The sequence below is a fragment of the Psychroflexus gondwanensis ACAM 44 genome, assembly GCF_000355905.1.
GTDB lineage: Bacteria > Bacteroidota > Bacteroidia > Flavobacteriales > Flavobacteriaceae > Psychroflexus > Psychroflexus gondwanensis.
In genome coordinates, this window is record NZ_APLF01000006.1 from 52872 (window position 1) to 71091 (window position 18220).

At 35.5% G+C, this 18220-nt stretch carries 20 protein-coding genes; 17 read left to right on the top strand and 3 right to left on the bottom strand.

What is annotated here, in order from left to right; all coding sequences use genetic code 11:
• Positions 1–31 precede the first annotated feature (31 nt).
• The 11 genes from PGOND44_RS07385 (at position 32) to PGOND44_RS07435 (ending at position 8491) form a co-directional block, all read left to right on the top strand.
• Positions 32–2101 (top strand): energy transducer TonB, encoded by a 2070-nt coding sequence (locus PGOND44_RS07385; protein ID WP_003439220.1) that lies wholly within the window; start codon positions 32–34, stop codon positions 2099–2101.
• An 81-nt stretch (positions 2102–2182) separates the two neighbouring features.
• Entirely contained in the window at positions 2183–3085 is a 903-nt protein-coding gene (cyoE, locus tag PGOND44_RS07390; RefSeq protein WP_003439226.1) for a heme o synthase, read from the top strand.
• Positions 3076–3642, top strand: coding sequence for a cytochrome c oxidase subunit 3 (locus PGOND44_RS07395; RefSeq protein ID WP_003439228.1), 567 nt, complete (start codon positions 3076–3078; stop codon positions 3640–3642). The genes cyoE and PGOND44_RS07395 overlap by 10 nt, the downstream gene beginning before the upstream one ends.
• Positions 3643–3686: 44 nt before the next feature.
• Positions 3687–4673: a cytochrome c oxidase subunit 3 gene (locus tag PGOND44_RS07400; protein ID WP_003439232.1), complete on the top strand. Its 987-nt coding sequence runs from the start codon at positions 3687–3689 to the stop codon at positions 4671–4673.
• A gap of 27 nt (positions 4674–4700) precedes the next feature.
• Positions 4701–5066: a cytochrome C oxidase subunit IV family protein gene (locus PGOND44_RS07405; RefSeq protein WP_003439234.1), complete on the top strand. Its 366-nt coding sequence runs from the start codon at positions 4701–4703 to the stop codon at positions 5064–5066.
• Positions 5067–5142: 76 nt separating this feature from the next.
• The gene (locus PGOND44_RS07410) at positions 5143–5784 is read left to right on the top strand and encodes a hypothetical protein (RefSeq protein WP_003439235.1); all 642 of its coding nucleotides are present in this window, start codon (positions 5143–5145) and stop codon (positions 5782–5784) included.
• Entirely contained in the window at positions 5781–6455 is a 675-nt protein-coding gene (locus PGOND44_RS07415; RefSeq protein ID WP_003439237.1) for an SCO family protein, read from the top strand. Before PGOND44_RS07410 ends, PGOND44_RS07415 begins: the two co-directional genes overlap by 4 nt.
• Complete coding sequence (locus PGOND44_RS07420) at positions 6452–6991, top strand: DUF420 domain-containing protein (protein WP_003439239.1); 540 nt, start codon at positions 6452–6454, stop codon at positions 6989–6991. The genes PGOND44_RS07415 and PGOND44_RS07420 overlap by 4 nt, the downstream gene beginning before the upstream one ends.
• 13 nt (positions 6992–7004) lie before the next feature.
• Positions 7005–7241 (top strand): hypothetical protein, encoded by a 237-nt coding sequence (locus PGOND44_RS07425; protein ID WP_003439242.1) that lies wholly within the window; start codon positions 7005–7007, stop codon positions 7239–7241.
• Position 7242: 1 nt separating this feature from the next.
• Entirely contained in the window at positions 7243–7596 is a 354-nt protein-coding gene (locus PGOND44_RS07430) for an arsenate reductase family protein (protein ID WP_003439245.1), read from the top strand.
• On the top strand, positions 7589–8491 hold the full coding sequence (locus tag PGOND44_RS07435; RefSeq protein WP_003439248.1) for a DMT family transporter: 903 nt from the start codon (positions 7589–7591) through the stop codon (positions 8489–8491). Before PGOND44_RS07430 ends, PGOND44_RS07435 begins: the two co-directional genes overlap by 8 nt.
• Positions 8492–8835: 344 nt before the next feature.
• Here the strand turns inward: PGOND44_RS07435 and PGOND44_RS07440 are convergent, their stop codons facing one another.
• Together PGOND44_RS07440 and PGOND44_RS07445 are read right to left on the bottom strand one after the other, a co-directional pair.
• Entirely contained in the window at positions 8836–9303 is a 468-nt protein-coding gene (locus tag PGOND44_RS07440) for a fasciclin domain-containing protein (protein ID WP_003439250.1), read from the bottom strand.
• A gap of 215 nt (positions 9304–9518) precedes the next feature.
• Complete coding sequence (locus tag PGOND44_RS07445) at positions 9519–11945, bottom strand: DUF5916 domain-containing protein (protein ID WP_003439252.1); 2427 nt, start codon at positions 11943–11945, stop codon at positions 9519–9521.
• A 120-nt stretch (positions 11946–12065) separates the two neighbouring features.
• Here PGOND44_RS07445 and PGOND44_RS07450 point away from each other — a divergent pair, with 120 nt between their 5' ends.
• The 4 genes from PGOND44_RS07450 to PGOND44_RS07465 all read left to right on the top strand — a co-directional run bounded on the left by PGOND44_RS07450 (position 12066) and on the right by PGOND44_RS07465 (position 14790).
• Positions 12066–12395: an ArsR/SmtB family transcription factor gene (locus tag PGOND44_RS07450; RefSeq protein WP_003439254.1), complete on the top strand. Its 330-nt coding sequence runs from the start codon at positions 12066–12068 to the stop codon at positions 12393–12395.
• A 231-nt stretch (positions 12396–12626) separates the two neighbouring features.
• Positions 12627–13079 carry a DUF6428 family protein gene (locus PGOND44_RS07455; RefSeq protein ID WP_003439256.1) on the top strand — a complete coding sequence of 151 codons (453 nt, stop codon included), beginning with the start codon at positions 12627–12629 and terminating at the stop codon, positions 13077–13079.
• Positions 13080–13112: 33 nt separating this feature from the next.
• Positions 13113–14123, top strand: coding sequence for an ACR3 family arsenite efflux transporter (gene arsB, locus PGOND44_RS07460; protein WP_003439257.1), 1011 nt, complete (start codon positions 13113–13115; stop codon positions 14121–14123).
• Positions 14124–14157: 34 nt separating this feature from the next.
• Entirely contained in the window at positions 14158–14790 is a 633-nt protein-coding gene (locus PGOND44_RS07465; protein WP_003439259.1) for a low molecular weight phosphatase family protein, read from the top strand.
• Here the strand turns inward: PGOND44_RS07465 and PGOND44_RS07470 are convergent.
• Positions 14770–15726, bottom strand: a complete 957-nt coding sequence (locus PGOND44_RS07470) for a DUF3667 domain-containing protein (protein ID WP_040555897.1) — start codon at positions 15724–15726, stop codon at positions 14770–14772. The genes PGOND44_RS07465 and PGOND44_RS07470 overlap by 21 nt on opposite strands.
• A 152-nt stretch (positions 15727–15878) precedes the next feature.
• Between PGOND44_RS07470 and PGOND44_RS07475 the strand changes: the two genes are divergently transcribed.
• Both PGOND44_RS07475 and PGOND44_RS07480 read left to right on the top strand, forming a co-directional pair.
• On the top strand, positions 15879–16553 hold the full coding sequence (locus PGOND44_RS07475) for a TetR/AcrR family transcriptional regulator (RefSeq protein ID WP_040555907.1): 675 nt from the start codon (positions 15879–15881) through the stop codon (positions 16551–16553).
• Between the two features lie 4 nt (positions 16554–16557).
• On the top strand, positions 16558–18219 hold the full coding sequence (locus PGOND44_RS07480; protein ID WP_003439266.1) for a peptidase domain-containing ABC transporter: 1662 nt from the start codon (positions 16558–16560) through the stop codon (positions 18217–18219).
• Position 18220 lies beyond the last annotated feature (1 nt).

An 18220-nucleotide genomic window follows, 5' to 3' on the forward strand; every position in this document is an offset into this window, starting at 1 on the left:
CAAATTTATAAACCTATCCAATCCACTATTAATGAAATACTTCCCGTTCCTGTTTCTGTTTATTGGCTTCTCTACGTTTGGCCAAAGTTTTGTTTCACAAACAGAAAGTTACCCCACATTTCCAGAATGTAAGGATACCCTAAAAACAGACCAAGAATCTTGCTTCAAAACTCAGTTGAAATCCCTTATTTTCAAATATTATAAAGAGCCAGAAGTCGTTGCCAAGGAAAACTATAACGGGATAGCAACAGTTATTTTTGAAGTTGATAAAGATGGAGGTTTTCAAGTTTTGTATGTCAACTCAGATTATGAAGAACTCAATATAGAACTCGAGCGAGTTTTCGAAGACTTACCTTCTATCACTCCAGCGACTTATAATGGGAAGCCCACTTATGTCCAGTTTAGAATGCCGATTCAAATTCCCTTATCTCCAGCAATTCCTGTTGATACAACAGCTGAAAAGGAAAACCCTTTAGAGAGTTACCAAAAGGAATTAGAGGATCTTACCATTAAAGATTTTACTTACCCACAATATGAGAGCGGTCTAAATATTCCTTTGTCCCATGAAGTTTATAACCGCTTTACAACTCGAATGGATAAAATCGGGACCAATGCCCATACCGCGTCTAAACCTTATCGCTATACTGAAGTTCAACCGTATTACGATTTTAAGGAAGAGAATGAGGCCTTGTTTTACGATAAAAAAACATGGTTCGGTAAGAAATTATTCAATGAAAATACATTTCAAATTCAAGGGGAAGACTACTGGTTCACTTTCGACATTGCAGCATACCTCCAAGTAGGAAGAGATTTTGAAGAATCGTTGACTACTTACAACAATACCAGAGCAGGTATTTTTCAGGGTGGTTTAGGGAAGCGGCTCAACTTCTACACAGTAATTTATGAAAGTCAAGGTAAGTTTGCTGGCTATTACAATGATTTAGCAAACGAACTCGGCAGAGAAGGTTCCAGCCAAGTCCTTATTCCTGGACGAGGAATAGGCGAGCCTTATAGAGATGGTTTCGACTATCCAGTTGTGGAGGGCTATTTGACCTATGAAGCTTCAGACTTTTTAGATATTCAATTTGGAAGAGGGAATAATTTTATTGGAGATGGTTATAGATCCCTTTTCATGAGTGATAATGCGAGTCCAAACGCCTATGTAAAGATGAATACAAGCTTTTGGAAATTTAAGTATACCAACACATGGTCGTCTTTAAGAAACCCAAATACGCTCACCGATGGGGGTGCTTTTCTCACCAAATATATGGCAACACATTATTTAAGCTACAATGTGAATAAGAGACTTAATATTGGCCTCTTCGAATCCGTTTTATTTGAAAGTGAGCCTAACCGAGGTTTCGATTGGAACTTTATCAATCCAATACTATTCTACAATATGGTAGAATATACAACTGGCTCTAGATCTGGTAAATCCCTTATCGGTTTAAGTTATAAGTACAAATGGACAGATCAAATCAATACTTACGGACAGTGGTTAATCGATGAGTTTTCTTTAGACGATGTTACCGCGGGTAATAATAGTTGGAAAAATAAATTTGGATTTCAATTGGGAGTAAAGTATGCGGATGCTTTTAAGGTGGATAAACTTTTTTTCCAATTAGAATATAACCAAGTGAGACCTTATACCTATTCGCACAATACTTTAAATCTTCATTATACAAACGATAATCAGTCCATGGCTCACCTTTGGGGAGCGAATTTTAGAGAACTTCTCCTTATCTCAAGATACAAGAAAGACAGATGGTATGGCCATGCCAAATTTATCTTTGGAGAACGTGGTTTCGAAACCAATGCGGATAGCGACCCCTTTTACGGTTCAGATTTACTTGGAGATGAACGGCTAAGAATTGGTGATGACGGTATCGAGATAGGTCAAGGCAATAAGGCAAACTCTTATTACGGGGAGTTGGAAGTAGGATTTATAATGAACCCAACTACAAACCTAAAGGTCTATCTGAATCTAATTCACCGGAAGTTTGATATTGCTCAAGATAATGCTATAAACTTCGATAGAAATACGACTTGGGTGAACTTGGGCTTTAGGACAGATATATTTAACTGGTATTACGATTATTGACCCAATACTTAGTAAACATTAACGAACGTCTGCTTCCTAAAAAAAACTTTTTAGCCGTATCTTTGCAAAAAGTTTCGAATATTGTCAGATTCTATTGCATATACTCAAGTTTCTTCCTGGATACATGATTTTAAAGAGCTCACCAAGGTTAGATTAGCCCTTAGTGTTGTATTCTCTTCAATTGCTGGTTATCTATTAGGGATAGATACTTTTAATATGGGTCATCTCGTATTATTAGCGCTAGGAGGCTATGCCATGGTAGGGGCTTCCAATGCCTTTAATCAAATCATAGAAAAAAACTTAGATGCGAAGATGAAAAGGACCAAAAATCGTCCTCTACCATCGGGTACAATGACCACTAGTACAGCCTTTGCTATTGCGACTCTGCTTACCCTAATTGGATTGTCTTTTCTTTTTATTATCAATCCTATAACGGCCATGTTTGGGGCTATATCTATTTTTCTTTACGTGAGTGTTTATACTCCATTGAAAACGATTACTCCACTTTCTGTTTTTGTAGGAGCGTTTCCGGGAGCTATTCCGTTTATGTTGGGATGGGTAGCTGCAACGGGCTCTTTTGGGATTGAAGCGGGGACACTATTTATGATTCAGTTTTTCTGGCAATTCCCCCATTTTTGGGCTTTAGGTTGGTGGCTGTATGATGATTATAAGGAAGGAGGCTTTTTTATGCTACCTACTGGTAAAAGAGACAAAGGCACAGCAATACAAATTATCCTTTACACCATATGGACCCTTATTGTTTCGATAATACCAGCGCTAGGTGTTACAGGAGATTTAAAGCTTTCCATAGTTTCTGCCGTTTTAGTGTTTATACTAGGCTTGATTATGCTTTTTTATGCGATCAAGCTTTTTCAAAAACGAGAGACTAAATACGCCAGACAGCTTATGCTGGCCAGCGTGTTTTACATTACTTTAATACAAATAATTTACGTATCAGATAAATATATCAGAATATGGTTTTAGACGAAAAACACAAACGTGCAAGGATGATGATGATGTGGTTTGGCATCATAAGTATGTCGATGATGTTTGCAGGATTAACAAGTGCCTACGTTGTGAGTAAAAACAGGCCAGATTGGCTTACAGAATATGAATTACCAGACGTTTTTATTTGGAGTACGCTGGTTATATTTTTAAGTAGTATTACATTTCATTTAACCAAAAAATTTACTTCTGAAGGTGATATAGGAAAGGCTAATACTATGATAATTTTCACTTTTATCTTAGGAGTTCTTTTCGTGGTGATGCAGTTTGTTGGATTTAATGAGATCGTAGAGGCAGGGTATTATTTTACGGGAAGTGCCAGTAGTATTACAATGTCTTTCGTTTACGTATTAGTCTTAGCTCACGTCGTCCATGTCTTGGCAGGTCTTATCGTTTTGCTAGTCGTAATTTATAATCATTTTAAAAAGAAATATTCTAAAGGAAATATGCTAGGGTTACGCTTAGGTGTTACCTTCTGGCACTTTGTAGACGGGCTATGGCTTTACCTCTTTTTGTTTTTATATTTCTTGAGATAATAAGAAATTTGTCTATTTTTGTAAGACATTAATATTTGATTTTTATGGAAGCTACTACCGTTGCAAAAACAGGTACAGAAGGACAAGCTTGGGGAGGAGGTGAAGAAAAACCCCTAAAGGCCAGTTACGGAAAATTAATGATGTGGTTTTTTATCACTTCAGATGCTCTTACCTTTTCAGGGTTTCTAGCAGCTTATGGTTTTTCAAGATTTAAGTTTATTGAAGAATGGCCAATAGCTGATGAAGTGTTTAATCACTTTCCATTTTTACATGGCGTAGATGCACCTATGTATTATGTTGCATTAATGACGTTTATTTTGATATTCTCATCTGTCACAATGGTTCTTGCCGTAGATGCTGGCCATGAGATGAAAAAAGATAAAGTAGTGACCTACATGGCATTAACCATTCTAGGGGGTGTCATTTTTTTAGGATCCCAAGCATGGGAATGGAAAAACTTTATTCAAGGTGAATATGGAGCGGTCGAAACCAGAAGCGGAAAGATCATTCAGTTTGTAGATGCAGACGGAGATCGTATTGCTTTAGGTGAATTTTCTACGGCTTCACCTAAAGATAGAACGCAGCATTTAGAGAAAAATGGCATTTGGTATAAAGCTGAAGATTCTTTCAATCCTTTAGCTTTAGAAGATGTAAAGAGGGGATTTGAGGCTAATGAGACTCTTCGGGTTAGAACCATGCAAATCACAGACGAAGGAGAAAAAGAAATTTTAACTAGAGAAGAATCTTTATTGAAATTAAATACTACTGGTGTAGGTGTTATAGAAGGGGCTAATCTTAGTCAAAATGAGTATGGAGCACCGCTATTTGGTGGTTTTTTCTTCTTTATTACAGGATTCCACGGCTTTCACGTCTTGTCTGGTGTACTTATTCTTATAATCGTTTTCTTTAACGTTTTGGTGGGTACTTACGAGAAAAGGGGAAGTTATGAAATGGTAGAAAAAGTTGGTCTTTACTGGCACTTTGTAGATTTAGTTTGGGTATTTGTATTCACATTCTTCTACTTGGTTTAATTAATAATACATTGAATTTATAATATAATGGCACACGATACAACACACGCAAAGCACGCGGGAGCAAAAAAACGCATATGGCAAGTCTTTATCATTTTGTCCATACTAACTATAGTAGAAGTGGTTTTAGGAATTTTAAAACCAGATTTTCTGGTACATAACGATTTGGTTTCCTTATCTCTACTCAATTGGATTTTTATTGTGCTTACTATTGTGAAAGCCTATTATATCGTTTGGGCATTTATGCACATGGAACATGAAGCGGCAAGTTTGAGAAGAGTCGTCGTCTGGACTGGTGTATTTTTAATTAGTTATTTGATAGCTATACTATTGATAGAGGGGACATATGTTCAAGAAATCTATACCGAGGGATATATTACTTGGGATTTCTAAAAAAAGAAGGTTAAATATAATTCAAAAGGCGGTTTACTAAAACCGCCTTTTTTATTTTTGTAAATAATTTTATCACATGAAAAAATACGCAGTTCTCATTGTTTTATTTGTTCTTCCTCTAGTGGCGTACTTATTTTTCTCTAGCGGGATCAATAGTTTTGGCAAACTCCCCGTCCTTAAAGAGAAACTTTCATTTTTGAATGAGTTTGAAACTGACGAAATCACCTTCGACAATAAGATTACAATCTTGACTTTCTTCGGGAACGACTTCGAAGTGAAAAAGGTACATGCTTTCAATATGAAAGAGAAAATCTATGACCGTTACCACAAGTTTGATGATTTTCAAGTCGTTACGCTAACGGCAACAAATTCAGAAGAGAAAATTGAGAACTTTAGAAGTGAAATCAATAAAACTTCAGATGCTACAGAATGGTTTTTTCTTAAACTACCAGATGCCCAAATTAAAAAGGTGTTCGAAAGTTTGGAATCTGATCTAAAACTCGACGATAAGTTTTCATCAACCTATGCTTTTATTATTGATAAGAAAATGAGCTTAAGAGGGAGAAGTGACGATGAAGATGAAGGCACAAAATACGCCTACGACTTAAGTAACATAAAAGAAGTAAGCGATAAAATGAATGATGATGTCAAAATCATTCTTGCAGAATATCGATTTGCTTTAAAAGAGAATAATGCGCAAAGAGAAAAAAGACCATGAAAAAATACTCCTACGTAGGAATATCACTTGTCATTTTAGTGTTTGGAATTTGGGTGGTTAGTGAATATCTAGCCCGTAATTCCAAGGAAAGTTTATCCTACATAGAAATAGAAGGCGAACGTAAAAAAGTACCTGAATTCAACTTTGTGAATCAGAATAATAAACCCATTACCAACGAGGATTATCTCGGTAAAGTTTATGTGGTGGAGTTCTTTTTTGCTACATGTCCAACCATTTGCCCTATCATGAATGAAAATTTATTGGAGGTACAAGATCAGTTTTATGGTAACATGAATTTTGGAATAGCTTCATTTACTATAAACCCCGAGAACGACACTCCCGAAGTTTTGAAAAAGCATGCAGAAGAGCTTGGTGTAAAGCATCCCCATTGGAATTTCTTGACCGGCGATAAAGATAAAATTTATGAACTTGCCAATAAGGGATTCAATATTTATGTTCGCGAAGATGAGAAAGCAGAGGGCGGGTTTGAGCATTCTGGTTTCTTTGCTTTGATTGACCAAGAAGGATACATCCGAAGCAGAACAGATGAAGCTGGAAATCCTATTATCTTTTACCAAGGTTCGGTTCCTATCGATAATAAAAGTGGTGAAGGGCATGAAACCCAGCAAATTGATATTTTGATGGAGGACATTCAAATTCTTTTGAAATGAAAGCAAGCTTAACCAAATCCGATAAAACGATGGTGCCAATCATTATTGGTCTTTCCATCGTTGTTCCTGTAGTGGTCATTATACTTATGAACCTACCAACCCGCTATAACCTTCTTGGTTTGGATGTAGGGACATTTCCTTTTTTTCATGCAGTTATCAATGGACTTACAGCCATATTGCTTTTTCTTGGCTATAGATTTATAAAACAAAAGAAAAAAGTAGAGCATAAAACCGTGATGATCACAGCTTTTGGTTTGTCGGCACTTTTTCTAGTTAGTTACGTCATTTCTAAGATTAGTAACGATCCAGTTCCTTTCGGGGGTGAAGGTTTTTTAAAGTACCTTTATTTTTTTATTCTTATTACACATATTGCCTTATCTGGAATAATCATCCCTTTGGTTCTCTTTACGATGTATAGGGGCTTGACGGGTGAATATGATAAGCACAAAAAAATTGCAAGATGGACCTTTCCTATTTGGATGTATGTTGCTATAACAGGGGTTTTAGTCTACTTATTTATGTTACCCTATTACTAAAATAACGATCATGATGAAAGCAAAAAGAATTTTACTTACAGTGGCATTGGTTATGTTTTTTGTCTTTGAGGCCAGTTCACAATGTTCTATGTGTAGAGCCGTATTGGAGTCTGAGGCAGATCAAGGTTCTGCACAAGCCATCAACGATGGGATAGTTTACCTAATGGCTTTTCCTTATATTTTGGTAGGCGGAGTGCTCTATGCTGTTTACAGAACTTTCAAAAACAAAAAAACTCAACAAAATTCATAAAATGAAAAAAGTATTCTATCTATCCACTTGTGATACCTGCAATCGCATTTTAGGTAAGTTGTCCTTACCGGAGGATATAAAGTTACAAGACCTTAAGAAAAATAATATTTCTGAAGAGGACTTAGAATACCTTTTTAAGTTCACAAGATCTTATGAACTCCTTCTTAATAAGAGAGCTCAAAAATATAAAGAAGAGGGATTAAAAGATGAGAACCTCTCGGAGGAAGAAATAAAAACTTACATTTTATCCCATTATACTTTTTTAAAGCGACCTATATTTATTTATGATGAAAAGATATTCATAGGAAATGATAAGCACACCGTAGATGCTTTGAAGTCTTTATTTCATGAGTAAACGAGTTCTAGCACTTATTGCTGCCTTAGTTGCAACCTCTATATTCGGTATCAATCATACGTTGGCTAAAGGCTTAATGCCAGATTATGTTCAGCCTCTAGGGTTTATAGTGATAAGAGTATTAGGGGCTGGTATTCTATTCTGGATCGTGAGTCTTTTTATCAAAAATGAAAAAATTAAAAAGGAGCATTGGCCAAGACTGCTGTTGAGCGCTCTTTTTGGTATGGTTCTCAATATGTTGTTTTTCTTCAAGGGCTTGAGTTTATCCACTCCAATTAATAGCTCTGTAATTGTAACCATCACTCCCATCTTGGTATTTGTATTGTCTGCCCTGTTGATTAGAGAAAAAATAACCTGGCTTAAGGGCTCCGGAGCTGTAATTGGTCTGTTTGGAGGACTTACTTTAATTCTATTTGGCGTACAACAACAAGTCGACGCTCCCAATATTCCGCTGGGTAACGCTATGATTTTTATCAATGCTATGTCTTATGGTATGTTTTTAATTGTTGCCAAGCCTTTAACCAAAACCTATCACCCCGTTACACTTATGCGTTGGTTGTTTTTAACTGCCATCATCATAAACTTGCCCATTGGCTGGACAGAGTTTGTAAGTGTAGAGTGGCAAGCCTTGCCTTTTTCTGCTATTTGGCGAATCGGATTTGTGATCGTAGGGACTACTTTTTTAACTTACCTGTTGAACATCTTTGCACTCAAATACTTGTCTGCTTCTACTATTGGAGTATTTGTATACTTACAGCCTGTTATTGCTATAGCCTTTGCCATTATTTCTGGAGCAGATGAACTTAATGGGTTAAAAATTATTTCTGCTATACTCGTTTTCCTAGGGGTTTTTATGGTAACCAAAAATCCATCACGGAAAAGAGCCAAAGCTTAATATATCTTCATCTTTCTAGGTGTTTGCATCAATTACTGACGGAGTAAAAAATCAATCACTAACTATGCAGTAAACACTTTTCAAATGCTCGAGAAGACACTCAGGCATAGTTTAATTGAAATTTAACCAACTTTTTTCAAAATAAACTTAGCGATCCAAACTTTTGAATCTGGGCTAAATCTTCTTGATCTTTACCGAGAACATAGTTGATTTATATGTTGAACATCAATTTAAAGGTAAATTGGTATTGGAGAAATATTTAGTTTTAAAATGCTTGTTTATAATCTGAAGGATAAAAAAAAAGACCACCTTCTCAGGTGGTCTTTAAAATATGCTAAGTTTTTTTACTTAGGCATTACTACACTATCAATGGCATGAATCACTCCATTAGAAGCAGCAACATCTGTAATGACAACAGTAGACTTTCCACCATTTGCATCAGTTAAAATTACTTTTCCATCTTCTAGGCTTAAGTCAATCTTTCCACCTTGTACAGTGTCTACTGTAAATTTACCATCATTCTCAGTAATTGCACTTATTAGTGCAGCAGCCTCAAACTTTCCAGAAACTACGTGGTAGGTTAGTACACTTGCTAATTTTTCTTTGCTTTCTGGCTTTAATAAGCTTTCTACGGTACCTTCTGGTAACTTATTGAAAGCATCATTCGTTGGTGCTAACACCGTAAATGGACCTTCACTACTCAAGGTATCAACTAAATCTGCAGCCTTTACTGCTGCAACTAGTGTTGTAAAAGCATCATTACCAGCAGCTACTCCTACAATGTTTGGAGTGTCATTTTTTGAATTTTCCATAATTTATATATTTATTTAATTGTATACAAATCTACTTTAATCCCTCACTAGTTTAAGTTAATGAATAGCACTATGAGCAAAGTATTAGCATTGGCTTTAGATTATGGTTTGTAGGGTATAGGGTTACATAACTTAAGTATTTGTAAGTACCGTAAATGTTAGCTTTTTACCTAAACTAAAAGTCTATCTGTTATTCGGTCTTAGGCAAACTGAATTTATTTTGAGGTAAAAAAAGATTTTACAGTGTTAACATCTATAAAATATTGCAAACGGAGGGAGACGGTGTGCTGTATATCCTGTTGAAATAAATTGCTAAACGTAGTTTTAAAATTATTCTCAGCTTCAGAAGTATTGCTAAACAATTGATTCCTATAGAGAGCGGTTAAAAAGCTTCCGGGCGCAAATTCCCAAGAATAATTCAAATCTAAATTCCAAGTGCTAAAACTGATATCAGGATTGGTATTTAAGGCGGTTTTAGGTAAATTTTCATTTTCAGAAAGCCTTCCGTTTGTATTGAGACTATACATGAACTCATCGTACAGCACAGTGTCCCAATAATGTCTCAGCTGCAAGTTGAGACCGTGGAAGGAATTAAAATTATAATTCGCGGTGATGCTGTTAATTAAAATCCTCCGATCCCGCTCTCCAAAAATAGGCTCTTGACCTAAAAAACTAGCAAAGCCTCTGTCATTTAGTCGTTTATCGAAGGTGAAGCTATACACCATAAAAAAGTAGTCGTTGAATCTTACACGAGGCTCAAGGTTTAGGTTGTAAGCGTAAGAATCTCTCCCTTTTTCAAAAAATGTATTTGTATTCGCTCTTATGTCTATGGCGAAAGTGCGATTGTAGTTAGTCGAAAGGAAACCGCCAAAACTTGTCAGATTTTCATAAATAAAAAATCGATTGTCGACGCGAGGTTCAAAATAATCAAACTGGCGGCCTGGTTCCATACCAATATTAAAGCCATAAGTGTCTAGTTTGGGAGATGTGGCAAAGAAATCGGTTGACAACTCTAGGCCAGTATAGGTGTTGGGGGAAGCCAGCTGTTTATAGACAGAAGCGAAGGTGAGTCTATAAGTTTGAAAGTTGGAGGTTGGCTCAAAAATGCGATAAGAAGCTTCACCACTAATATTATTAAAATTATTCCTGAGTAAAAGTCCTAGATCGTTAATGTCATACTTTTTATCTGCAAAATCGTGTCTTAGCGATAATTGGTGCTGATCGCTGATTTTGGCAATTTCTAAAGCAGAGCTAAAACCGGTTTGGTTATCGGTTTGGAGGTTGAGGTGACTCATTTTGAATTCACCCGCAACTTTGAAGGTGTTTTTATTATTGATAAGATCAAACAAAGCTCCCGTGACGTTTGCATTTCTGAAATCTCCAGAACGGGTCACATTGGTGTTGATTAAGCTTACCGAAGAATTCCTGTTGAATTGCTGGTCAACTACTAAAATATTATAGTTCGTCAATGGCTCTATAACCTGCTCTCTGGTTTGGTTTTGAAGAGTGTCTAATGCTGTAGCCTTAGTTGACTCTGTTATGGCATTAAAAACACCTATACCCAGACCATTTTTAAGACGGCCAGACATTTTAATAGCGTTCAGTAAATCAACTTCATTTGGTTCGTTTCCTACGACTTCATTTTCTCCAAGATTTAGAGTTCCTGAAGGTTCATTTCCTACTCGTCTTGAAAAAAACAAATTTCCTTTGGTGAATAAGTCAATGCCTTCAGTAAAAAATTGACGTTGTTCTGCAAAGGTTTGCTCAAATGGGCCTATGTTAAGGACAACATCATCAAACCTAGCTTGACTAAAATCTGGAATAAGGGTAGCATCTAGAGTAAGATTGTCGGTGATGCCATATTTTAAATCTAGGCCGAGTTTAAAATCTGTGGAAGTTTGCCCTCCAACCGTATTTACAATTCCTGTTGTGAAAGGGTACAAGTTCAATCGCAAAGGAGGCTGAAGATTATTTATACCAACGAGTTGTCCGTGGTACAAACCCTCATAGCCTGTGGTCCTGTCTATAGGATTCCAGGCATATTCCGCTCGCTCTCTTCTAAAATAACGTCGAAATTGCACCCCCCAGGTTTGAATGTCGGTTTTAGGGAACCTTAGGGTTCTATAAGGGATTTTCATTTCCAACTGCCATCCCTGACTTGTTTTTTGAACGGCACTTTCCCATACAGCGTTCCAACCAAAATCCTGCCCTATACTCGGTGAAGACAAAGCATCGGCTTGGGTGCCAGAACTGAAGACGATAAATTGAGTGTCATTTTGAGCATCGTTATTAGGGTTAAGAACCAGAGTAAAATAATCTGTTTGCCCAAACTCATCCCTTATGGTATTTTGACTCATGATTTTACTGGGATCATCATAGAGTTTAGCCGAAATAAATATAGCTTGGTCGCTATAAAATAATTTAACTTCTGTTCTCCGATCTGGAGTTGCAGGAAGTCTTACGTTAGGTGTAAATTGAACGAAGTCACTAGCAACTTCTAAAGACTGCCAAACCCCATCAGATAAATTACCATCTATAACAGGAGCCTTGTCTTGTCTTGTAATTTGATATTGCTTTTTGGTTTGAGAAAAAGTTAGACTAACCGCACACACAAAAAATAAACACAGCCATCGAGTACTCATAAAACCAAAAAAAAATTAAAAGTTCAAACCTATAGGTCTTTGACTTAATCTGTCAAGGGAAGTAAAAAACTTTTTCAAGTTTATTATTAATCGTAATATTGCAATATATAGATATAAGAAATGGGAATTACACGCACAGAATTATTTACAAGCAAACAAAACGAATTTGCACAGATTGCAAAAGTATTTGGCCACCCAGCACGTTTGGCAATTTTGGAAGTCCTACTAAAAAGCAACACTTGCATTTGTGGAGACTTGGTAGAAGAATTGGGTCTAGCTCAATCTACTATAAGCCAACATCTAAAAGAGCTTAAAACGGCTAACATTATTAAAGGCAATATCGAAGGGACATCAGTTTGTTATTGTATTAATGAAGAAAAGTGGTTTGAATTGAAGGCCAACTTCAATGAACTTTTTGATCGTTACCCCAATCCAAAAGACTGTTGTTAAAGATAAATTTATTCCTTCTATTGATTTATGTTGATACTATTTACCGAGGTATAAAAATTTTTCATGGAAAGAACACAAAGAATAACAAACGAAGAACCCAAAGAAAGAGTAGTCATTAAAAAAAATAGCAAATAAAGAAATGGATAAACCTCTTAGAAAAGAATTACTGAAAGTGCTTGGCGCCCTTTGAGTGACATATAAGATTGAAATAAATAATAAAAGCAGTAAAACATGACACTTAAACACGTAAAAGAACATTTAGCTAAAGTTGAGGCTTTGAAGTTTCAATTACCAGACGGAAGCATAGTTCCAGCTCATTTTCATGTTACAGAAGTAGGACAAGTCACCAAAGACTTTATTGATTGTGGCGGTACATTACGACATGAAAAAGTAGTTAATTTCCAGCTGTGGAATGCCGATGATATCGACCACAGACTACAACCCAAAAAGTTAAAAAACATTATTCAGCTTTCAGAAAAAAAACTTTTTATAGACGATAGGTTGGAAGTTGAAGTGGAATACCAAGGCGACACCATAGGAAAATACCATTTAGATTTTAAAGAGGGGAACTTTCAACTCGTAAAAACACTTACAGATTGCTTAGCAAAAGATAAATGCGGAATTCCTGAACCTGAGTTTTTAGAACAAAATTCTGATTGTTCACCAGAATCTGAGTGTTGTTAATGCATTATTTAAAAAACCAATGATTCTAATTTGATGGGAAAGTTTGAAAAATACTTAAGCCTATGGGTGGCTTTAGCTATAATCCTAGGAATTTCTGTAGGCCGTTTTTTTGGAGATTCTATAGAGTTCCTTAGTGAAATTGAAATAGCAAAAGTCAATATTCCTGTGGCTATTTTGGTGTGGATGATGATCTATCCTATTATGGTTCAAATTGACTTTTCATCTTTAAAAAACCTTACTAAAAACAGTAAAGGTATTGCCTTAACTTTAGTCATTAATTGGTTGGTAAAACCTTTTACGATGGCCTTTTTTGCCTGGTTATTTCTCGACCAAATTTTTCAGGCCTATTTATCTCCAGAAGACGCACAGCAATATATCGCTGGAGCGATTATCCTTGGAGCAGCCCCATGCACGGCTATGGTATTTGTCTGGTCTTATTTAACCAAGGGAGATGCTAATTATACACTGGTGCAAGTTTCACTCAACGATATAATATTGCTTATCCTTTTTATACCTATCGTAAAGCTTCTTTTAGGAGTCACCAATATTGAAATCCCTTACGATACTTTGATTTATTCAATGCTTATTTTTGTTGTGATTCCTCTTTCTGCGGGTTATCTATCCAATAAATACTTGATAAAAAAAAAGGGTTTGGAGTGGTTTAATTCGGTTTTTTTAGCAAAGCTGAAGCCTGTCTCCATGCTTGCACTTATGACTACTTTAGTCCTTTTATTCGCCTTCCAAGGGGATAAAATTGTCAATAATCCTTTTGATATTTTATTGATCGCAGTCCCCCTTACTATCCAGACTTATTTCATTTTTTTTATAACCTGGTTTTTAGGGAAATATTTAAAACTGAAGCATAATGTGTGTGCGCCATCGGCAATGATAGGCGCTAGTAATTTTTTTGAACTCGCTGTCGCTGTTGCCATTTCACTATTTGGTCTTAATTCTGGAGCTTCTTTAGCTACTGTTGTAGGAGTGCTTATAGAAGTTCCAATTATGCTGTCTTTAGTCGCTTTAGCTAATAAATGGAAGTATTAAACTTTAGATATATCCTTAACTAACACCATTTCTGATGTTACCGAAAATTGAAAGCCTGTGTCGAAAATTTGAAAGTGAACGCGATTCAATCTCAGAAGAAAGAAAATTAATACTAAAAAGCATCGCAAAAGCTTTGGATATTGAACTTAGAAATAAAGGAAAAGCGGACCTTATTTATATCTGTACCCACAACTCAAGGAGAAGCCATTTTGGTCAAATTTGGGCAAGTGTTACATCAGAATTTTACGGAGTCTCATCACGCATCAACTCCTTTTCTGGTGGAGGCGAAGTCACCGCCCTTCATCCCAATTCTATTGAAACTCTGGAAAGCTTAGGCTTTGAAGTTTTGTCCAAGTCAAAAGGTGAAAATCTTCAGTATGAAGTAAAATTTGGCGATGAATCATCAACTTTTTGCTATTCTAAACTTTACGATGATATAAGAAATCCTCAAAAAAACTTCATGGCTATAATGACCTGCTCTCAAGCCGACGAGAATTGTCCCTTTATTCCTGGTGCCACTTTTAGAACTTCAACTCCATATGGAGATCCAAAGATTTATGATCACACCAAACTTGAAAAAGAAAAATATCTCGAATGTGCTTTGGAAATTGGTAGAGAAGTATGTTTTATGATGTTTTGTATAGCATCAAAAAAAGACAATGCTTAAAACTGATAAACTAGTTAGCACCAAAAGTGCACTTATCCAGTAGAAGTTGATTATGATGAATTGTTTGAATACAGTCTTTATTCTACTTTGATTGTAAAATTTTCGCATAGACTTATACAAGTAGAATACATATACAAGTAACCAAACCCATGAACTTATAAAGCTGATTATGGTACCAAAAAAAAGTAAAATCAGGAATACAGTTTGTTGATTGTAATTGAATATGAGATGGTGCGTGTAGGGTATTTTCCTCCGTATATATAATAAAGAACTGAATACAGTAAAAATAGGAATAAAGAAAAACAGAAAAAAGGGCAGCTTTGGAAGTAGAAAATTCAGGAATCCTATTGGGCTTTCTTTCAGTCTAGCATAACCAAATAAAAAGTTGAATTTTAATTGGTTCATTACAGTTTCTTCTATTTCTAAGGAGTTTACTGCTTCAGCATAGTTAGTTCTAGGATTGGTCTTAATAAAATCTGCAATCTTATAAGCAGGCGAGTTTTCCTCAAAGTCAAACTCATAATTGAAGTTTTCATCATTTTCAATTTGTTCAACTTCAGAAGTACTCTTAAATTCTTTCAAACTGTCACTGTTCATCCAGCTTATGGCTAAAAAGAAAATAATAGCAGTGCTTATAAAAAATCTAAATGGATTGACATACTTTATTCGTTTTCCTTGAATATATTCTTTGCTGAGTTTCCCTGGACGGAACACTAAAGCGCTTATGGTTTTTCTAAAACGAGAGTCGTAAGAAATTAAACCAGCGAAGAACTCCACTAAAAGCTCTTTTAAATTTAAAGGTTTTGATGAATTTTTTTGACCGCAATACGAGCAAAAGCGGTCGGATATATCCAGATGGTGTTCGCAGTTTAAACAAGATTCTGTTCTGTTTAAAAAGCGCCTTGGCCTAGGTTTAAATTTTATTCTGAGTTTCATTTATAAGAAAAAACTGCTGCAAATTACATTATTTATTCTTTCGCTGTTTGTAGAGGGCTAATTTTATTTAACATTTTGCTAACATCAAAAAACGCATTATTAAGACCAAGTTGATAGTTTTACTATTAGATTTGCGATCTCAATCAATGGTTATGCATAATTTACTACCTAATCTAAAAATTGACATTAATTCTAGTCTTTATTTAAAAGACCCTGAGAGCTCGCCTTTGGGTAGAAATATTGTTAAGACAAGTATAGACTTAATTGACATTCACGGCATAGAGGAGTTTAATTTTAAAAAATTGGCTCTTGAAATTGGCTCTACAGAAAGTTCAGTGTATAGATATTTTGAAAATAAACACAAACTTTTGCTTTATTTGTCAACGTTGTACTGGGGAATTTTAGAAATTGAGTTTGTATTACAAACCACAAACATGAAACCTGGAATAGATAAACTTATGAAAGCTGTAGACATTTTGTTTAGTATTCCAGAATCTCAACACAGTTCTTACAAACTAGATGGAAAAAAATTGAGGCACATTTTAAATTCAGAATTTGTAAAAGTCTATCATAATAAACAAGTTGATGAGCAAAATAAGGCAGGATATTTCAGCATCTATAAGCGCTTAGCCTCTAGGATTTCAACTATTATTTTAGAAGTAAACCCAGACTATCTTTATCGAAATAGTCTATCTTCACTAGTGATGGAAGGGTCTTTAAATCAATATTTCTTGTCTGAACATTTTGAAAATTTAACCGATTGTCATTCTAAGGCAAATTTGTATTTATTTTACAAGGATTTATTGACAAATACTCTAAAACGCTAAATCTATGACAGAAGAAACTAAATTACCTTGGATAAGGCTTTTGCGTTTGTTAAAACTCGAACGCAGTCCTGTATTCAAAATATTTTTCTATGCCATATTTGCTGGATTTGTAGAGTTAGGACTTCCATTAGGAATACAGGCGATCGTTAACATTATTATAGGTGGTGAATTTAATGCCTCGGTTATAGTCCTTACACTCGTAGTTCTCTTTACAGTGGGTTTTGCAGGAGTGTTGAGGTATATGCAGATGAGAATTGGTGAAGATTTGCAGCAGCGTATATTTGCACGTTCTTCTTTTGAGCTCATTTATCGGTTTCCAAAGATGAAATATTCAGAATTACAAAACGAGTATCCCCCAGAGCTTGCCAACCGCTTTTTTGATGTAATGAACATCCAAAAGGCCTTACCAAAGTTAGTTATCGATTTTTCTGGAGCACTAATACAGATTTTATTTGGTTTGATTTTGCTTTCCTTTTACCATCCATTTTTTATTTTCTTTGGTTTTTTAATTTTATTTCTTTTCTATATTGTTTTCAAATTATCTTTAAATGAAGGTGTAAAAGAAGCCCTTATAGAATCTAAATACAAGTACCAAGTAGCGCATTGGATACAAGAAGTCTCACGAAGCTTGGAAGGCTTTAAGGTCTCGGAGAGTTTCTCTTATTCTTCTTCACGAAATGATGAGACCAGTTATAAGTACCTTCAAGCTAGAGAACGTCATTTTAGAGTACTCAGGTTCCAGTTCTTCAAAATGATTGCATTCAAAATTATTGTAGCAGCAGCGTTATTGATAGTTGGGGGCTTACTCGTTATAAACCAACAAATGAATATTGGTCAATTTGTCGCTGCAGAGATTATTATTCTTTTGATGATTAATTCTGTAGAAAAGCTTATCCTTGGATTAGAGAGTGTTTATGATTTGTTAGCTGGACTAGAGAAATTTGGTAGAATAACAGATATTCCACTGGAACGTCAGGATGGTGAAAAACCACTTAGGAGAGATCAAGATCTAATTTTTGAATACAAGGACGTCAATCTTTATCTGCAAGGCAAGCACATCTTGAAGGATATAAACGTGGTTATAAGGCCAAATGACCTTATCTTGGTTCAAGGAACACCAGGTTCTGGCAAGACGACACTTCTTAGAACTCTAGTAGGACTAATTGAAGAAATAGAAGGAAGTATTTTTGTCAACGACGTCAATTTAAAGAATATAGATATAACTCATTTCAGGGATTTTGCCGGGCATTTTTTCCCAAATAATAGGACGTTCCAGGGTACAATTCTTGAAAATATAACTCTTAATAATCCAGAGATCTCTATGGAATTTGTTCAGCTTTTGGTAGAAAGACTCCAGCTTAAAGATTTTGTAAAAGCACAAGACAAAGGACTGCAAACGGTCATATATTCTGAGGGAAGACAGTTGCCATACACAGTCAATAAAAAGATTATGATTGCTAGGGCTTTAGCCTCCAAGCCAAAATTATTGGTGCTAAAGGATCCAACTGAAGACTTTCTGGATGAAGAAGAAAGTAAAGTTATAGACTTTATTACAGATCCAGAGATGCCTTGGGCCGTAGTGGTAGTGAGTCAAAGTGACAAATGGAAAAGCAAGTGCAATCGCTTCTTCTTTATGGATAATGGCGTAATGTCTATAAAAGAATAGT